Source organism: Dysgonomonas sp. PH5-45 (genome assembly GCF_029893235.1).
Taxonomy (GTDB): domain Bacteria; phylum Bacteroidota; class Bacteroidia; order Bacteroidales; family Dysgonomonadaceae; genus UBA1309.
This window is the reverse complement of sequence record NZ_JARXWE010000030.1, coordinates 1-16,220: the sequence shown is the minus strand read 5'-3', so window position 1 is coordinate 16,220 and position 16,220 is coordinate 1. Positions and strand designations below refer to the sequence as shown.

The window sequence follows — 16,220 nt, the reverse complement described above, 5'->3', positions numbered from 1 at the left end:
ATAAAATTCAATAAACGATATAGATATGTCTTATACGTTATTAATAATTGCCTTGCCGGCATTGATGTTCCTTATTTTGGGGCTATTGGGCAACAAAATGAAACCAGTAGTTGCCGGTGTTTTAGGTACTTTATCTTTGGCTGTTATAACAGTAGTAGCATATATTACAGGATACGAGTACTTTTTCGGGGGTGTAGGCAAAGCAGGAGGCGAAGCCTTCCAGAGCATTATTCCTCTCAATTTTGAATGGTTAAGATTTACCGAACACCTGCATATAGATTTGGGTATCATGCTCGATCCTATTTCTGTGCTGATGCTCGTTGTTATAACAACCGTATCGTTAATGGTACACATCTATAGTTTAGGCTATATGAAAGGCGAAAAAGGATTTCAGCGTTATTACGCTTTCCTTTCGTTGTTTAGCTTTTCGATGCTGGGACTGGTTGTTGCAACCAACATCTTCCAAATGTATATTTTCTGGGAGCTTGTAGGGGTTTCGTCTTACTCGCTTATCAGTTTCTATTATACAAAACCGAGTGCGGTTGCCGCTTCGAAGAAAGCGTTTATCGTAACTCGCTTTGCCGACTTGTTTTTCCTTATCGGTATATTGATTGTTTCGTTCTATTCCGAAACATTCGATTTTGCAACGCTTACCAATCCTGATGCTCCGTTTGTAGGAACAGCTTTGGGTGCGTCGTTCATGGGAATATCCGCTTTGTCGTGGGCATTGATGTTCATATTCATTGGTGGTGCAGGTAAATCGGCTATGATGCCGTTCCACATCTGGCTTCCCGACGCGATGGAAGGTCCTACTCCTGCTTCGGCATTGATACATGCCGCAACGATGGTTGTTGCCGGTGTATTCTTGGTAGCTCGTTTGTTCCCTATCTATTTCTTCGGAACGCCTGAGGTGCTTACTATAATAGGTTATATTGGTGCTATAACAGCTGCATATGCCGCTATGGTGGCTTGTGCGCAGACAGATATAAAACGTGTGTTGGCATTCTCGACCATCTCTCAGATTGCGTATATGATTACAGCGATGGGGGTTTCGGGGTACGGAGGTCACGATGGACTTGGTTACATGGCTTCGTTGTTCCACTTGTTCACTCACGCATTCTTTAAAGCGTTGTTGTTCTTGGGTGCGGGAGCTATTATCCATGCCGTTCACAGTAATGAGATGAAGGATATGGGAGGCTTGAAAAAATATATGCCTATCGCTCGTTGGACATTCCTTATAGCTTGTTTGGCTATTGCCGGTATTTTCCCTTTCTCGGGCTTTTTCAGTAAGGACGAGATTATGGTTGCCGCTTTCCATCACGATAAGGTAATATTCACGATATTGTACATAGTTGCCGGACTTACGGCTTTCTATATGTTCCGTTTGTACTACCGTATTTTCCATTACGAAAACGACAAACATTATCATCATGCACCTCACGATGCAGGGGCAACGATGAGTATTCCGTTGATTATACTTGCCATATTCTCAATCTTCTCGGGATTTGTTCCTTTCTCAGAACTTATCACTGCCGACAGGTTGCCTTTCGAGGCTCATATCGACATTCCTATCGCATCGGCAAGTATAGCTGTTGCCTTGGTAGGTATTGGTATTGCAACCGTAATGTACAGAAAGAAAACAAATATGGCCGACAAGTTTATCGCGATGTTCCCATGGCTGTATAAAGGTGCGGCAAACAGATTTTATTTCGACGAAATGTGGTTATTTGTAACCCGTAAGATTATATTTAATTGTATTTCAAGACCTATTGCCTGGTTCGACCGTCATATCGTAGACGCCTTTATGGACAGTTTGGCGCATGTTACCAATGCTGCTTCGGATAAGATTAAAGGTCTACAATCGGGTCACATACAGCAATATGCCCTTGTTTATCTGGTAGGAGCCTTACTGTTTGTAGCTGCTTTCGCCTTGTGTGTTGTTTGTTTTATTTGTAAATGATTTTAGCAAAAAATAGATAAATATGAATATCCTTTCATTATTTGTATTAGTTCCTGTATTGATGCTGTTGGCATTTATTCCATGTCGCAACATTAAACAAGTAAGAACCGTAGGGGTTATAGGTGCTGTTATTGAATTGGCTATGGCGGTAGTCCTTTTGTTTATGTTCTTTGCAGCAAGAGAGGCCGACCCTATTAGTGAAATGCTTTTCGTTTATGATGCCGTTTGGTTCGAAAGTATGAATATACACTATTCGATAGGCGTTGATGGTATTTCTGTGCTGATGATACTCCTTACGGCAGTTATTATCGTGACCGGAACGTTTGCCTCATGGAATATAGACCCTCTGCCCAGAGATTTCTTTATGTGGCTTACGCTGCTTTCGGTTGGGGTATATGGGTTCTTTATTTCGGTAGATATGTTCACAATGTTCTTCTTCTACGAAATAGCCTTGATACCAATGTATTTGTTGATCGGTCTTTGGGGTACAGGTAAGAAAGAATATTCGGCAATGAAACTTACCCTGATGTTGATGGGTGGTTCGGCGTTCCTTTTTGTTGGTATCTTAGGAATATATTATTATTCGGGACTGAATTCGTTCAATATGTTGGAAGTTGCAGCGAATGGAGCAATCCCCATCGAAATGCAACGTTGGATATTCCCACTTACATTTTTAGGATTCGGGGTTCTTGGAGCTTTGTTCCCATTCCATACTTGGTCGCCCGACGGTCACGCTTCCGCGCCAACGGCAGTATCTATGCTCCATGCCGGAGTATTGATGAAGTTGGGAGGATATGGTTGTTTCCGTATCGCTATGCGTTTGATGCCCGAAGCTGCCGATGAATTGGGATGGATATTCCTTATCCTGACAGGTATAAGTGTTGTTTATGGAGCATTCGGCGCAATTGCTCAGACTGACCTTAAATATATTAATGCATATTCGTCTGTGAGCCACTGTGGTTTGGTATTGTTTGCCATACTTATGTGGAACCAGACAGCAATGACCGGTGCGGTTATGCAAATGTTGTCGCACGGGTTGATGACAGCTCTTTTCTTTGCCCTTATCGGAATGATTTATGGGCGTACACACACACGCGATATTCGCGAATTAGGCGGTTTAATGAAGATCATGCCTTTTCTTGCCGTTTGTTATGTTCTTGCCGGTTTGGCGTCGTTAGGTTTGCCGGGATTGAGTGGTTTCGTGGCCGAAATGACGATTTTTGTGGGTTCGTTCGAGCATACAGACATGTTTCACCGAGTGTTTACAATAATAGCTTGTTCTTCAATAGTAATAACTGCAGTCTATATTCTGAAAGTTGTTGGAAAAATCTTGTATGGTCCGGTCGTTAACGACCACCATCTTGAACTGACCGACGCTGTTTGGTATGAAAGAGTTGCAACAGTTGGCTTGATTTTATGTGTAGCCGGAATGGGTATGTTCCCAGGATGGATATCATCTTTAATAAGTTCAAGTATTCATTTTTAAAACTGAATTATTATGAAAACAAACATTACAAGAACGTTCGCTTTAACAGCATTTGTATTGCTGTCAGTAAGCACAAAAGCACAAAGTTTTTCATTAAATGAATTAACAACTTTAGCTAAATGCGATTATGATGCCTTTAATACCACTATGGTTGAAAAAGGTTATGTTCAGAGAGGATCTAAGAGTTGGGGCGGGGCAGTAGCGCAGCGCACCTATGTGTTAGGAGACAATATTGTGGTTGGTGATGTTAGAGGCGTTGGCTCTAATACGACTGTACTTGCATGGCGTTTTAATGATGTGACAGATTATAAAAATATTTTGCAAGAATTAAAAGATGCCGAATACGAGCAAACCAATCGTGAAGTTCGTAACGGAAATAAATACGAGTCGTTGTATTTTGAGAGAGGAACACTCCGGATAATTGTAACGAAAGATCTTGCTAAAGAGTATGAGCGGAGTTACTCAATATCTTTAATGTACACTCCTCTTACAACGCAGTAAATAGGGATTTAAACTAAAAGACCGAAATTTAAAATATAATTGATATACTAAAATGGATTTAAGTAATTACTTATTGATGAAGCCTGAATTATCGTTGACAGCGGTATTTCTGTTACTTATTATTTACGATTTGTTTGCTTCTGATAAAACGAAAAAGTATTATTTTCCGGTTGCATGCCTATTGTTTTTAGTGCATACCGTTTATTGTTTCTTCCTTTTGAAAGAAGAAGGAACCTCTTTTGGCGGAATGTACATAGCAGGGCAGGCGCAAGCAGCAATAAAATGTATACTGAATGTAGGGGTGTTCATGATATTCCTACAGGCAAACAACTGGCTGTCTAAACCGGATGCGATAGTTAAACGTGGAGAGTTCTTTATGCTCACCGTTTTGACATTGCTGGGTATGTACTTTATGATATCGTCGGGTAATTTCTTAATCTTCTATATCGGTCTGGAAACAGCATCGTTGCCTATTGCGGCACTGGTTGCGTTCAATAAATATACACATGAGTCGGCAGAAGCTGGCGCAAAGTATATCTTCAACGCCGTATTCTCGTCTGCAATTATGGTATTCGGGCTATCGTTTGTTTATGGTGCATGCGGAAGCTTGTACTTCGATAATCTGGCCATTTCGATGTTCTCATCGCCCCTTATCATTATGGGCATGATTTTGTTCTTGGCCGGTCTGTTCTTCAAAATATCGCTTGTGCCCTTCCATTTGTGGGCGCCCGATGTATATGAAGGAGCTCCAACCAATGTTACTTTATATCTTTCTACCATATCGAAAGGTGCGGCAGTGTTTGCGCTGATGGTAATTCTTTATAAAGTGTTCCCTCTTCTTTCGGGGGTATGGACTGATGTAATATCAATTATTATTATCCTTACCATTACTGTGGGTAACTTGTTTGCGTTGCGACAGAATAATATGAAACGTTTCTTGGCATTCTCGTCTATCTCGCAGGCCGGATATATTATGTTAAGTGTATTTAACGGTACACAGTTTGGTATGGGAGCCACACTTTTTTATATATTTGTGTATGTATTCTCTAATGCGGCTGCGTTTGGTGTAATAACAGCTATTGAGAATCAAACAGGCAAAGTCAATATGAGCGATTATAACGGCATGTATGCCACTAATCCGAAATTGACGTGGGCAATGACACTGGCAATGTTTTCTTTAGGAGGTATTCCTCCCACAGCAGGATTCTTTAGCAAGCTGTTTGTATTTAGTGCGGCAATGGAACAAGGACACACAATTCTGGTTTTCATAGCATTCCTGAATACAGTTATATCGCTCTATTACTATTTGCTTGTAGTAAAAGCAATGTTTATAAATAAGAACAGTTCGCCGATTGAATGTGTATCGACGGATGGATACCTAAAAATTTCGTTGACATTGTCGATGGCAGGTATCCTGCTGATAGGTATGGTAAGCTGTGTATTTGAATATCTGAGAGCCGTAAGTTTCGGCATCTGGTAAACACAGAATCAGAGAAAAAAGACATTAAGATAAAATCGGCAAGTTCTAAGCAATTTTTGTTTAGGACTTGCCGTTTAGTTTATAAAAAAGAAATTTTAAATAACAAGAACAATAAACAAACATTATGCAAAATCTTTTTGTTATCCTGCAAGATGTAGCAGCAACAACTGCGACGGCAGTGGCTACAGCTCCCGAAACTACACCGGCCGATCAAAGCTACTTCAGTTTGCTGCTTAAAGGAGGCTGGATACTGCTTCCGATATTCCTCCTGTCTTTGTTGTCGATTTATATTATAATAGACCGATGGTTGATAGTAAATAAAATGGGAAAGAAAGATGCTTCGTGGTTGTCGCGAGTGTTAGAGCTTATTCTCGAAAACAAAAGGGATAAAGCCCTGAAATTCGCTCTTGAAAAGCCATATGCTTCAGGGAAGGTTATTGCCGCAGGGCTGAAAGAAGAAAATACGACTGTCGAAGAGGCCGAAGAAGCAATGCAGCTTGAAGCCCGCCAACAGATTTCAGTCATGGAAAATATGATGAACTACTTGGGTATTACGGCATCTATTGCACCTATGTTGGGTTTCTTAGGTACGATTTTCGGGGTAATCAATATCTTTTATGGTATTTCTCAGAGTGGAAATCTGGATATTCCAACTATATCGGACGGATTGTATCAGAAAATGATATGTTCGGGAGCCGGTCTTTTTGTGGGGGTTATAGCCTATGCCGGATATTATATTCTGAACAGCAGGATAGACAAGGTTGTTCTTCGGATAGACCGTGAGTCGAACGAAGCATTGAAAGCCATCAGAATGGCTCGTAAAGACGCGGAAACAACTAATCAAAACGATTAATTATGAAGATTGAAAGACGTAAGGTTAGAACAGCCGAAGTTTTTACCGCATCGTTAAACGATATCATGTTTTTCTTGATGCTGTTCTTCCTGATTATAGCAACGATGGTTACACCGGCGGCAATTAAGGTTTTGTTGCCTAACTCGTCTACGGCCGAGAAGGTTGTGACCAAAAAGAACATCAGTTTGGTTATAAATCACGAGCATCAGTATTTTCTGGAAGATAAGCTTGTTTCGTTCGAGCAACTGGAACCGGCTTTACGGGCCGAAATAGAACAAAAAAAGAGGGAGGCACAAACAAAAAATGAAGAATTAGACCTGAATGTACTCCTACAAGCCGACCGTTCTTTAAACTTACAGGATGTAGTTAATGTGATAGATGTGGGTAATAAATTGCAAGTGAAAATGGTGCTATTCACCCAGAAAGATTAAGGAGAAAAAATACTATAATATAGGGAGGTGTTTGAGTTTTTCAAATACCTCTTGATATGTTAAGAAAGTAGGTTTGGTAAAATTATAACCTTACGGAATATTTTGTATCTTAGTGCAGGAAAACTGAAAAACATTTAGATACATTTATGAGCAAGATTGTAATAAATTCTTTTAGTGAATTTGAAGAGTTTGTTGGAAAAGAGATAGGTATATCGGAATACTTTAAAGTTACTCAAGACCGGATTAATTTGTTTGCTGATGCAACAGAAGACCATCAATGGATACATTGCGATGTAGAAAAAGCTAAACGCGAAAGTCCGTTTCATAACACCATTGCTCATGGTTATTTGACATTGTCTTTGCTCCCTTATCTGTGGAACGAGATTATTGAAGTTCGCAATATAAAGCACCTCATCAACTACGGAATAGATAAACTACGCTTTGGGCAAGCCGTTGTTGTGGATAGCGAAGTGAGGCTCAAAGCCCAACTTGTATCTCTTTCTAACCTGAGGGGGATTACAAAAGCTGAAATCAAAGCTGTTTTGGAGATAAAAGACCAGAAAAAACCAGCGCTCGAGACAAGTGTGGTGTTTCTATACCACTTCAATGCATAAGAGGGCTACACTCCTTTTCTCCCTGCTACCAAAAAAAACATAAACCTGATACCCCCTCCTTCGGGAGAGGAATATCAGGTTTACTGACATTGAATTATGATCTAATTAGGCTTCTTCAGCTTCTGCTCTTCTGTTTGCTAATTTTTCGCCAACAATGTCCGACAGTTCGTCGAATTTGCGATCTAAGCTTCTCTTAGCAACTTTCATTCTGCGCCCTGTCCTGTCTGTATAGTATTCGGCTTTGTTGATAGCCAAATCTGTTTGATCTTTGATTTTCCGTTTAGCTTTACCTGCAAAATCGCTGGCATTTTCGCACAAACCATCAAGCTTACCATCTTTGGCAAGTTTATAAACAACCAGAGTAATAGCAGCTCCTGCAACTGCACCAATCAATAACTTTTTCATAATAAAATTCCTTTCTATTTTGTAAATATTATTCCTTTAGGGTGTACTATTTTTATTCTAACATGTTGAGATGGCATATTGTTCACCGGAGGAAATATTTTTTCAAAAAAAAGCCGCCTACTCCTATTTTAGTAAACGGCTTTGCTATTTATTTAAGTAATACTTCAATGTTTTTCGTTGGCTTCTATTTCGTCCAGTTGTTTCTTTGTTTTTTGTATCAATTGTTGAGTCCTTTGTAGTTGTTTTTCTTCAGATTTCAATCTCTTTTCGAGGTACTCTTTTTCTGTCGTCTTCTTTTGTTGAGTGGCGTCTCTTGCATTAGCTCCCTCAGATAATAATGGTGCTTCTATGCAGATACAGGCAATGATAAGGATTAGAAACAGCATAAGCAATTTGTTTGTATATCGTTTCATGATTGTTCGTTTTTATAAGATTCGTATTTTTCTACAATTTCGTTGATGTCTATATTAAGCAAGAGCATGGTTCTGAAAGCTTCGGGTAGTACATCTTTGAAGAATTCTTCTTTCTGCAATTTAACTATTTGTTTGCGGGCATTTTTTTGTACATAATAGCCCATACCTCGTTTAATGTATATAACATCTTCGGCCTGCATATATTCAAAGGCGCGCATAGCCGTATTGGGGTTCACTTGCAGAGAGGCACCCAGCTCTCTTACAGATGGTATCCGTTCGTCGTCCTTCCATTCGCCGGTCAGGATTTTCCCGAAACAAAGATCTACAATCTGCATATATATCGGTTTGTTTGTTTTAAAGTCCATAAGTTTTTTAAATTTCGGTTTCTTTCATTTTAAAATATGCGGCAAACCATAGGCCAAAAGGGAATATCAGTTTCAAAATCGTGCCACAAACGTACAGTACAGGGTGTACAGAGCCGAGCCATTGTTGAGAGAATATTTCGGGGAAGATAAAATCTTCAAGGTCGAAATAAGAATCGGGTTCGGTAACACCCATAGCTAACATTAATGTTAGATAGAGAAGCAGTGTTGTTATACCGAATGTTTTTACAAGAGCAAATTTTCTGAAATAAGCCTGTCCTAAAATTGCAATTGCCTGCATACTGAGGATTGCTGTTATGACAGAAGAATCTATTTTTATGTATACCGTTAAGTCGTGACTAAAAGATATTGTTATTATACTCCAAACCAAGTTGGTTAAAATCAGAATAATAGTACAGATAACCAGCACTATCAGATTTCGGGCGCATACACTTAAAAATCGTTCTAAAGCCGAAGAGGGTAATATATAGCTGAATAAAGCTTCCTGCTTATTGTTGTTTTCGCGTAAATAAAAAGGAGAACAAAATATTGCAGCTATAAGGGCAAAATAAACGATAATAAAATTGCCATCATAGCTGTTGTTAGGCCCGGTAATATTCATTATTATATGCGAAAATATCGCAACAATAAGCAGTATCCCTAATAAAGCAATACTTATGTATAGATAGTATTTACTACACATTCTTATATCCCGTTTCAATAGGGATAGAAAACGTTTCAGGTTGAATGTTTCGTTCATAGTTTCGAGGTGAGGTTAGTTATTAAATATATTTTTTATTTTCTCTTTATTCAGAACAACCGCACTGAAAAGAGACTCTATGTTAAGGATACTTTCTTCGTTGTCCACGTTTTCGCTGACAGCCGAATAGCCTTGCAATATTTGTTCGCAATAGAGCGAATCTTGGGGCTTGGTTGCCGAATAAGTGAAGTGAAGCTTTTGGGTGATTTCTTCTACCGTATTGTTAAGCAATACTTGGTTGCGATCGAGGATAATAATGGGGTCGATGAGGTTCTCCAAATCGCGCACCTGATGGGTAGATATAACAATGCTCTTGTCGCTGGTCGAGACAGACGATATAATCTTCCGGAACTGGCTTTTGGAAGGAATGTCCAGTCCGTTGGTAGGTTCGTCCAACAATAACACGGGGGTATTTGCCGCGATGGCGAAGGCTATCATTGCCTTTTTCTTTTGCCCGAACGACATTTGCGTCATTTTCTTTTGCCTGTCGACCTGAAAAATGTCCAGATATTCGTCCAACTCAGATTGTTTAAAGTTCGGGTAAAATACCCCGTTTAGTTTGGCATAGGTACTTATAGACTCGCTGGGGGTATTAAATTCCTCCGGCAAGAAAAACAGTTGCGAGAGCATACCCGGTTTGCGCTTGTACGATTCGTACCCACATACATTGCAACTTCCCGATTTTGGGAAACGCAATCCGCTGATGATATGGAGTAAGGATGTTTTACCAACTCCGTTTTCACCTAAAAGTCCGTATATACCACTTTTTATCTGAAGCGTTACGCCCTCAAAAATGGGTGCGGACTTTTTGTAATAAAAACTTAGGTTTGAAATTTGTATCATATTAAGGCTAATTAAAAATATTGAAATGGTGTATTAATGAACTAATACACTACAAATATAATAATTGTTTTTATATTCCAAGGGTTTTTCTGAAAAAAAACTGCCCTAAAAGTTTCGGTTCAACTTTTAGAGCAGTTTTATTTATGTATTTGTTATGTTATTTATTCTTTAGGATATTCTTTGTTGTATGCCCGTAGCTCTAAGATAGCCTTATAGAGCTTTTTGCGGTAATAACTGAGCGTCACCAAATTGCCTTCGTTGCGGCGCTTGCGGCAGTATTCCATGCGGTGCTCCAGCGTTTTGCGTCCGCTTTCAACCAAAGCTTTTACCAAGAATGTTGTATCAACGTTTTTTTCTTCCGGTAACTTTTCTTCTGATGTATCGTTTGGCTGCATACTTGTTTGGTATATAGTGAATGCTCGAAAAGAAGCAAAGCCTCTTTGTATGCAAACATACAAAAATTATATCTAAACAGGTTCTAAAAATCGTGCTTATGCCTTTCGTCCGTATTGTGGTGCTTCACCAGTTGGGGTATAGGTTCGAGCTCTTTTTTCTTGGAACTCCGTACCACAACCATGATTACCGATGTTATTATCAGCGTGATTCCGGCAAGGCTTACGATATCGAAATGTTCCGAAAAATAGAATACTCCTACCAAAACAGCAACCACAGGTTCCATCGAACCTAAGATTGATGTGACTGTGGAACCGATGTTTTTCACGGCCAGAATGAGTGTCAGGTCAGACACTACGGTTGGCAGAAGCGCCAAGAGGAACAAACGCCCGAATGCAGGGAAGCTGGGTATCGTTCCGATCCCTGTTGTTGCTAAAGCAAAAATGAAAAACAGGCAAGCTCCCAAAAACAGGACATAGAAAGTAAGCACCTCGGCATCTATCTTGCTGGCACTGGTTTGGTTAAGCCCTACAATGTATGTTGAGTATGTTATAATTGTAGCGGCGGCAATCAAAACCCCTGCAAATTTCACATTTGCGGCATCTGTCCAGCACAAAACAAGAACCCCTATCACCGACAGGGCAGCGGCAAGGAAAAGTATCGTAGACTTCTTTTCTTTGAAGAAGGCAACCATTATAATGCTTACCAGAATGGGGTAGAGGAAGTGTATCGTAGTAGATATTCCGCTGGGGATATAACTGTACGAAAACAACAGAAGCAGAGATGTTGAAGCATAAAACAAACTCAGCACAACAACCGGCAGCATGTGCTTACGGTCTATCCTGAAGTCCTTTTTCCTTAACAAACAGATGCTACCCATCAGTATGGCAGAAATCAAAAAACGGTAGAACAGGACAGACGCCTGACTCATCCCTTCGCCCAGCAGAGGAATCGAAAACAGAGGAATCAGCCCAAATGTTCCGGACGAAATCAATGCGTAACTAATCCCTTTAAAACTCTTCAAAGTATCGAGTGTCATAGACATAAAATATTAGGTTTTTTGTAAAAAATGCACAAAGATACTGACTATATTCTGAGTAAAAAAAGGAGGTCTGCTATTTATTTGTATTTTTAACAAATCGGCATTCAGGCTGCAATCCACGTAGAACTTACTTAATTTGCGGCATTAGGGTTTCTCCATTTTCAATGTGTTTTTATTTTAATTACCTTTGACGGTAAAAAACGGAAAATGCAAAAGATTTCAAACATATTGTTTATTGCTGTTGTGTTAATATTTTTTGTGTCGTGCGGCTCGGTCGATAAGGATGCCAAAGAAGCTGCACGGTTTGCCAAAGAGTCGGTCGAACATTCCAAGAAGCACGATTTGGATGCTGCAGCCGATGCCTTCGCTAAATCGCAAGAGATAATAGCCTCGTATAGGGAAAAGCCCGAAACGGCGGAATTCGACAGCCTGTTTGCAACCTATTTGGTAGAAGACATCACAACCGAAGAGAAATAAAAGATAAAACAAAAGTATATAAGATAGATTTATAATATAAGACGATTGCTATGAGCGAAAATCCGGAAATAACACCCGAAAAAAAGAGCCTCAACTTTATAGAGGTTATTGTAGAGTCAGACCTGAAAGAAGGAAAAAACAGCGGACGTTTACAAACCCGTTTCCCACCGGAGCCTAACGGGTATCTTCATATTGGCCATGCAAAAGCTATTTGTATGGATTTTGGTATCGCTCAGAAGTACGGTGGTACGTGCAATCTGCGGTTTGACGACACCAATCCGGTGAAGGAAGATGTTGAGTATGTAGATTCTATTATGGAGGACATAAAATGGCTCGGTTTCGACTGGAACAACATATATTATGCTTCCGACTATTTCCCTCGACTGTGGAACTTTGCCGTGGAACTGATAAAACAAGGGAAAGCGTATATCGACGAGCAGTCGGCCGAAGAGATAGCCAAACAAAAAGGGACACCCACACAGGCCGGAACTAATAGTCCGTTTCGTGATCGTCCCGTAGAGGAAAGCCTCGCTATTTTTGAGAAAATGCGCACAGGAGAAGTGGAAGAGGGCAGTGCCGTGCTTCGTGCCAAGATAGATATGGCTTCGGCAAATATGCACTTCCGCGACCCTATCATGTATCGCATCATTAAGCACCCACACCACCGTACGGGAACAACGTGGCAGGCATATCCCATGTACGACTTTGCGCATGGTCAAAGCGACTACTTTGAGGGAGTTACACACTCTATCTGTACGCTCGAGTTTGTTGTGCACCGCCCCTTGTACGACTGGTATGTAGACCAATTGACAACAGACGATGGCTACCGCCCCCATCAATACGAATTTAACCGTTTGAACTTGACCTACACAATGATGAGCAAGCGCAAGCTGCTGCAATTGGTGCAGGAAGGATTGGTTGACGGTTGGGACGACCCCCGTATGCCCACCATTTGCGGATACCGCCGCCGTGGATATACCCCCGAAGCAATAAAGAACTTCATAGACCGCATCGGCTACACCAAATACGACGGAATGATTGATGTTGCCTTGCTGGAATATGCCATCCGCGAAGACTTGAATAAACGTGCAATGCGTGTATCGGCAGTACTCGACCCTGTTAAATTGATACTGACAAATTATCCTGAGGGCAAAACCGAAACGCTTGTGGCACAAAACAATCCCGAAGATGCGGAAGCCGGCAGTCACGAAGTGGAATTCTCGCGCGAGTTGTATATAGAGCGTGACGATTTCATGGAAGACGCTCCCAAGAAATATTTCCGCCTTACACCCGGCAATGAGGTGCGCCTCAAGAATGCTTATATAGTGAAATGTACAGGATGCAAACGCAATGCCGAAGGCGAGGTTGTTGAAGTATATGCCGAGTACGACTCACAGACCAAGAGCGGCATGGCCGACAGCGGACGCAAGGTAAAAGGGACCATCCATTGGGTGTCGTGCACGGATGCTGTTGATGCAACTGTGCGTCTGTACGACCGTTTGTTTATGGTAGAAAATCCTGCCGAGGAAAAAGATAAAGACTTTAAAGAATTATTGAACCCCGATTCGCTGAAGGTACTGAAGAATTGCAAGGTTGAACCTTTCTTGAAAAATGCCAAGGCGCTCGATAATTTCCAATTCCAACGGATAGGATATTTTAATGTTGACCCCACTTCTGCTGATGGTGAGTTGGTGTTTAACCGTACAGTTTCGTTGAAAGACTCTTGGGCAAAAGAAAAAAATAAATAAACCGTTCGTTTTGATGAGCGAAAAAGATATTTCGGGATTGCTGAAAAAATACGAAGAATTCCTTTCCACGGGCAAAGGAGGGTATTTTGATGCGGATGAATTTGAAGACTTGATCGATTTTTACGATTCGCAGGGCGATCTCGACGAAGCTCGTTCAATACTCGAATTGGCTCTATCTATTCATCCGGCCAGCGAGTCTTTACTCTTGAAAAAGGCGAAAAGCATAGTTTTTGAGGGCGATTATCAAGATGCCCTCAATTTTATGAACGCTCATTTTCAGGGTTATGACTTCGATTTATATCTGCTTAAAGTGGAGTGTTATTTGCAGTTGGGGCTGTATGCCGAAGCTTCGCAGTTTGCCGCAGATGTACTTAATGATGACGAAATACAGCCCGACGTGATTTATTCCGAACTGGGCTTCCTATATGTTGATGTCGATTATTTCGATGATGCAATCCGTTATTTTGAGAAAAGCCTCGAATACGCTCCCGAAAATATGGAGGTATTGAGCGATTTGGTATATGCCTACGAGATGAAGGGCGACTTTGGTAAGGCCATAGAGGCTAATAATAAAATACTGGATATAGACCCTTACTCGTACGATGCTTGGGTAAGCATCGGCAAACTGTATTCGCTGCAAGAAGAATTCGGAAAGGCTGTCGATGCTTTCGATTTTGCCCTGACTATCAACGATACAGACCCGGTATTGTTGAAGCTGATGGCTCATTGCCTATCTCTTTCGGACAGGACACAGGAGGCCATAGCGAAGTTTGAGGAGTGCATAGCGCTTAATCCGCAGGATGTGAGCCTGTATATCTCTTTGGCAGAGTGCTATATCTCTGAAGAACGTTACCAGGATGCGCTGTCGGTTCTTGACCGGGCCCTTGAATTTGCTCCCGCTTATGCCGATATTCACACCAAAAAGGCATTTATTTACTTGCAGTTGGACGACACCGAAAAAGCTCTTGATAGTATAGAAAAAGGTTTGGCCGAAACTGACGAGACTTCCGATTTATGGTTGCTTTCGGGCGATCTTTATTTCCGGCAGAACGATTATGAGAAGGCCATTTATTACTACGAAAAAGCCCTTCCCGAAAATGAGGGAAACGAGCATTTGCTCGACAAGCTGGCTACATCGCACTTAAAGATGGAAGCCTACGCAAAGGCAGCCGGATATTTAACCTCTCTGCTGCGTATCGACCCCGAATACCCGATTGCTAAGATACGGTTGGCTCTTATATACTTCGAGATGGGCGAGAATGAGAATTTTAACCAGTGTCTGGATTCTTTTTCGGACGACGACCTGAAAGACCTGCTCTCTCTCTTCTTCACCGACGACCAGATGGAGGCAATGGGTAATGACCGCGAATCGCTGATTATCCACCTCAACAACCTGCGCGAGTGCCGTTCATTATTTAAGAATATAAAATATTGATCCGTTTTTTTGAACAAAAACACTGCTTTTGTGTTAAATAATTTAGAAGTCTAATCATCTAAATGTTTACATTATGCTTAATAAGAAAGTAGAAGCGGCGTTAAACGCTCAGGTTAATGCCGAATTTTGGGCAGGTTATCTTTATCTGTCGATGTCTGCGCATTTTGCGAAAGACGGGAAAAGTGGTTTTGCCAATTGGTTTAGGGTTCAGGCACAGGAAGAGTGCGACCATGCAATGAAGATCTTCGATTTTATAAACACCCGTGGAGGCGAGGTTAAGCTTGCGGCTATCGAAGGGGTGCCACTTTCGTGGGAAAGTCCTTTGGCTGCTTTCCAGGCGGCGTTGGAGCACGAAAAGGTAGTTACAAAAATGATTGACGACTTGGTTGCCCTTGCGAGGGCTGAGAAGGACAATGCAACCCTGTCTATGCTTCAATGGTTTGTAGACGAACAAGTGGAAGAAGAAGAATCGGCTCAAGAGTATATCGATGTGTTGAACCTTATCGGTGATAGCGGAGCAGGTCTTTACAGCTTAGACAAGGAGCTGAAAGCAAGGAAATACACTCCATTGGAAGATTAATTTCCTTACGATATATATACTTATATACTGAAAGAAGAAGGTGGGTCAAAAGTAAATTGGCACACCTTCTTTTTTATGTGAATCAATTAGTACAGGATTGTACGTTAGGTGGCTTAGTTTATTTTTAGCTGTTTTTCTTTCCGTAGCCTTTGCTATTCCCCCATTTTATAGGTCTTCCCGATAAAAGGTAAATTTTGTTTTTCATCAAAAAAAAGAAGGCGAGAATTGCTTCCCGCCTTAAATGTTTTCACAACGGAATAATCCTTATCACAACTCCCAAACGACCACGTAGATGTGAAACGGTACTGTATTTCAGTGAACTAAGATACAAAATTGAAATAAATAGACATTATATTCAATAAAACTATATATGATTAAAAATCAATGAATTTGAAATTCTAAAATTATGTAGACCGCAAGCAATAATCATGACTAAA

Annotated in this window: 18 protein-coding genes; 11 read left to right on the top strand and 7 right to left on the bottom strand. The window is 40.8% G+C overall.

Features of this window, described 5'->3' with window-relative positions:
• Positions 1–25 precede the first annotated feature (25 nt).
• From nuoL to M2132_RS10055, 7 genes are all read left to right on the top strand, one after another.
• A complete protein-coding gene (nuoL, locus tag M2132_RS10085; protein ID WP_280673242.1) occupies positions 26–1,960 on the top strand; it encodes an NADH-quinone oxidoreductase subunit L in 1,935 nt (644 codons plus the stop codon).
• A 22-nt stretch (positions 1,961–1,982) separates the two neighbouring features.
• Positions 1,983–3,446, top strand: coding sequence for a NuoM family protein (locus M2132_RS10080; RefSeq protein ID WP_280673241.1), 1,464 nt, complete (start codon positions 1,983–1,985; stop codon positions 3,444–3,446).
• Between the two features lie 12 nt (positions 3,447–3,458).
• Positions 3,459–3,947: a hypothetical protein gene (locus M2132_RS10075; protein ID WP_280673240.1), complete on the top strand. Its 489-nt coding sequence runs from the start codon at positions 3,459–3,461 to the stop codon at positions 3,945–3,947.
• Positions 3,948–3,999: 52 nt separating this feature from the next.
• Positions 4,000–5,427 carry an NADH-quinone oxidoreductase subunit N gene (locus M2132_RS10070; RefSeq protein ID WP_280673239.1) on the top strand — a complete coding sequence of 476 codons (1,428 nt, stop codon included), beginning with the start codon at positions 4,000–4,002 and terminating at the stop codon, positions 5,425–5,427.
• A 124-nt stretch (positions 5,428–5,551) separates the two neighbouring features.
• Positions 5,552–6,280 carry a MotA/TolQ/ExbB proton channel family protein gene (locus M2132_RS10065; RefSeq protein ID WP_280673238.1) on the top strand — a complete coding sequence of 243 codons (729 nt, stop codon included), beginning with the start codon at positions 5,552–5,554 and terminating at the stop codon, positions 6,278–6,280.
• A gap of 2 nt (positions 6,281–6,282) precedes the next feature.
• Complete coding sequence (locus M2132_RS10060; protein WP_280673237.1) at positions 6,283–6,711, top strand: biopolymer transporter ExbD; 429 nt, start codon at positions 6,283–6,285, stop codon at positions 6,709–6,711.
• A gap of 146 nt (positions 6,712–6,857) precedes the next feature.
• Positions 6,858–7,325: a MaoC family dehydratase gene (locus M2132_RS10055; protein ID WP_280673236.1), complete on the top strand. Its 468-nt coding sequence runs from the start codon at positions 6,858–6,860 to the stop codon at positions 7,323–7,325.
• A gap of 105 nt (positions 7,326–7,430) precedes the next feature.
• Here M2132_RS10055 and M2132_RS10050 read toward each other — a convergent pair whose 3' ends face one another.
• The 7 genes from M2132_RS10050 to M2132_RS10020 form a co-directional block, all read right to left on the bottom strand.
• The gene (locus M2132_RS10050; protein WP_280673235.1) at positions 7,431–7,730 is read right to left on the bottom strand and encodes a hypothetical protein; all 300 of its coding nucleotides are present in this window, start codon (positions 7,728–7,730) and stop codon (positions 7,431–7,433) included.
• Between the two features lie 164 nt (positions 7,731–7,894).
• Complete coding sequence (locus M2132_RS10045; protein ID WP_280673234.1) at positions 7,895–8,143, bottom strand: hypothetical protein; 249 nt, start codon at positions 8,141–8,143, stop codon at positions 7,895–7,897.
• Complete coding sequence (locus tag M2132_RS10040; RefSeq protein WP_280673233.1) at positions 8,140–8,508, bottom strand: GntR family transcriptional regulator; 369 nt, start codon at positions 8,506–8,508, stop codon at positions 8,140–8,142. Before M2132_RS10040 ends, M2132_RS10045 begins: the two co-directional genes overlap by 4 nt.
• Before the next feature lie 7 nt (positions 8,509–8,515).
• Positions 8,516–9,265 (bottom strand): hypothetical protein, encoded by a 750-nt coding sequence (locus tag M2132_RS10035; protein ID WP_280673232.1) that lies wholly within the window; start codon positions 9,263–9,265, stop codon positions 8,516–8,518.
• A 15-nt stretch (positions 9,266–9,280) separates the two neighbouring features.
• A complete protein-coding gene (locus tag M2132_RS10030) occupies positions 9,281–10,108 on the bottom strand; it encodes an ATP-binding cassette domain-containing protein (protein WP_280673231.1) in 828 nt (275 codons plus the stop codon).
• 161 nt (positions 10,109–10,269) lie between these two features.
• Positions 10,270–10,503 (bottom strand): hypothetical protein, encoded by a 234-nt coding sequence (locus M2132_RS10025; RefSeq protein WP_280673230.1) that lies wholly within the window; start codon positions 10,501–10,503, stop codon positions 10,270–10,272.
• A gap of 83 nt (positions 10,504–10,586) precedes the next feature.
• Complete coding sequence (locus M2132_RS10020) at positions 10,587–11,525, bottom strand: DMT family transporter (RefSeq protein ID WP_280673258.1); 939 nt, start codon at positions 11,523–11,525, stop codon at positions 10,587–10,589.
• Between the two features lie 225 nt (positions 11,526–11,750).
• Here M2132_RS10020 and M2132_RS10015 point away from each other — a divergent pair, with 225 nt between their 5' ends.
• The 4 genes from M2132_RS10015 (at position 11,751) to M2132_RS10000 (ending at position 15,783) form a co-directional block, all read left to right on the top strand.
• Entirely contained in the window at positions 11,751–12,020 is a 270-nt protein-coding gene (locus M2132_RS10015) for a hypothetical protein (RefSeq protein ID WP_280673229.1), read from the top strand.
• 50 nt (positions 12,021–12,070) lie between these two features.
• Positions 12,071–13,768, top strand: coding sequence for a glutamine--tRNA ligase/YqeY domain fusion protein (locus tag M2132_RS10010; RefSeq protein WP_280673228.1), 1,698 nt, complete (start codon positions 12,071–12,073; stop codon positions 13,766–13,768).
• A 13-nt stretch (positions 13,769–13,781) separates the two neighbouring features.
• Entirely contained in the window at positions 13,782–15,203 is a 1,422-nt protein-coding gene (locus M2132_RS10005; protein WP_280673227.1) for a tetratricopeptide repeat protein, read from the top strand.
• A gap of 73 nt (positions 15,204–15,276) precedes the next feature.
• Positions 15,277–15,783 (top strand): ferritin, encoded by a 507-nt coding sequence (locus M2132_RS10000; RefSeq protein ID WP_280673226.1) that lies wholly within the window; start codon positions 15,277–15,279, stop codon positions 15,781–15,783.
• Positions 15,784–16,220 lie beyond the last annotated feature (437 nt).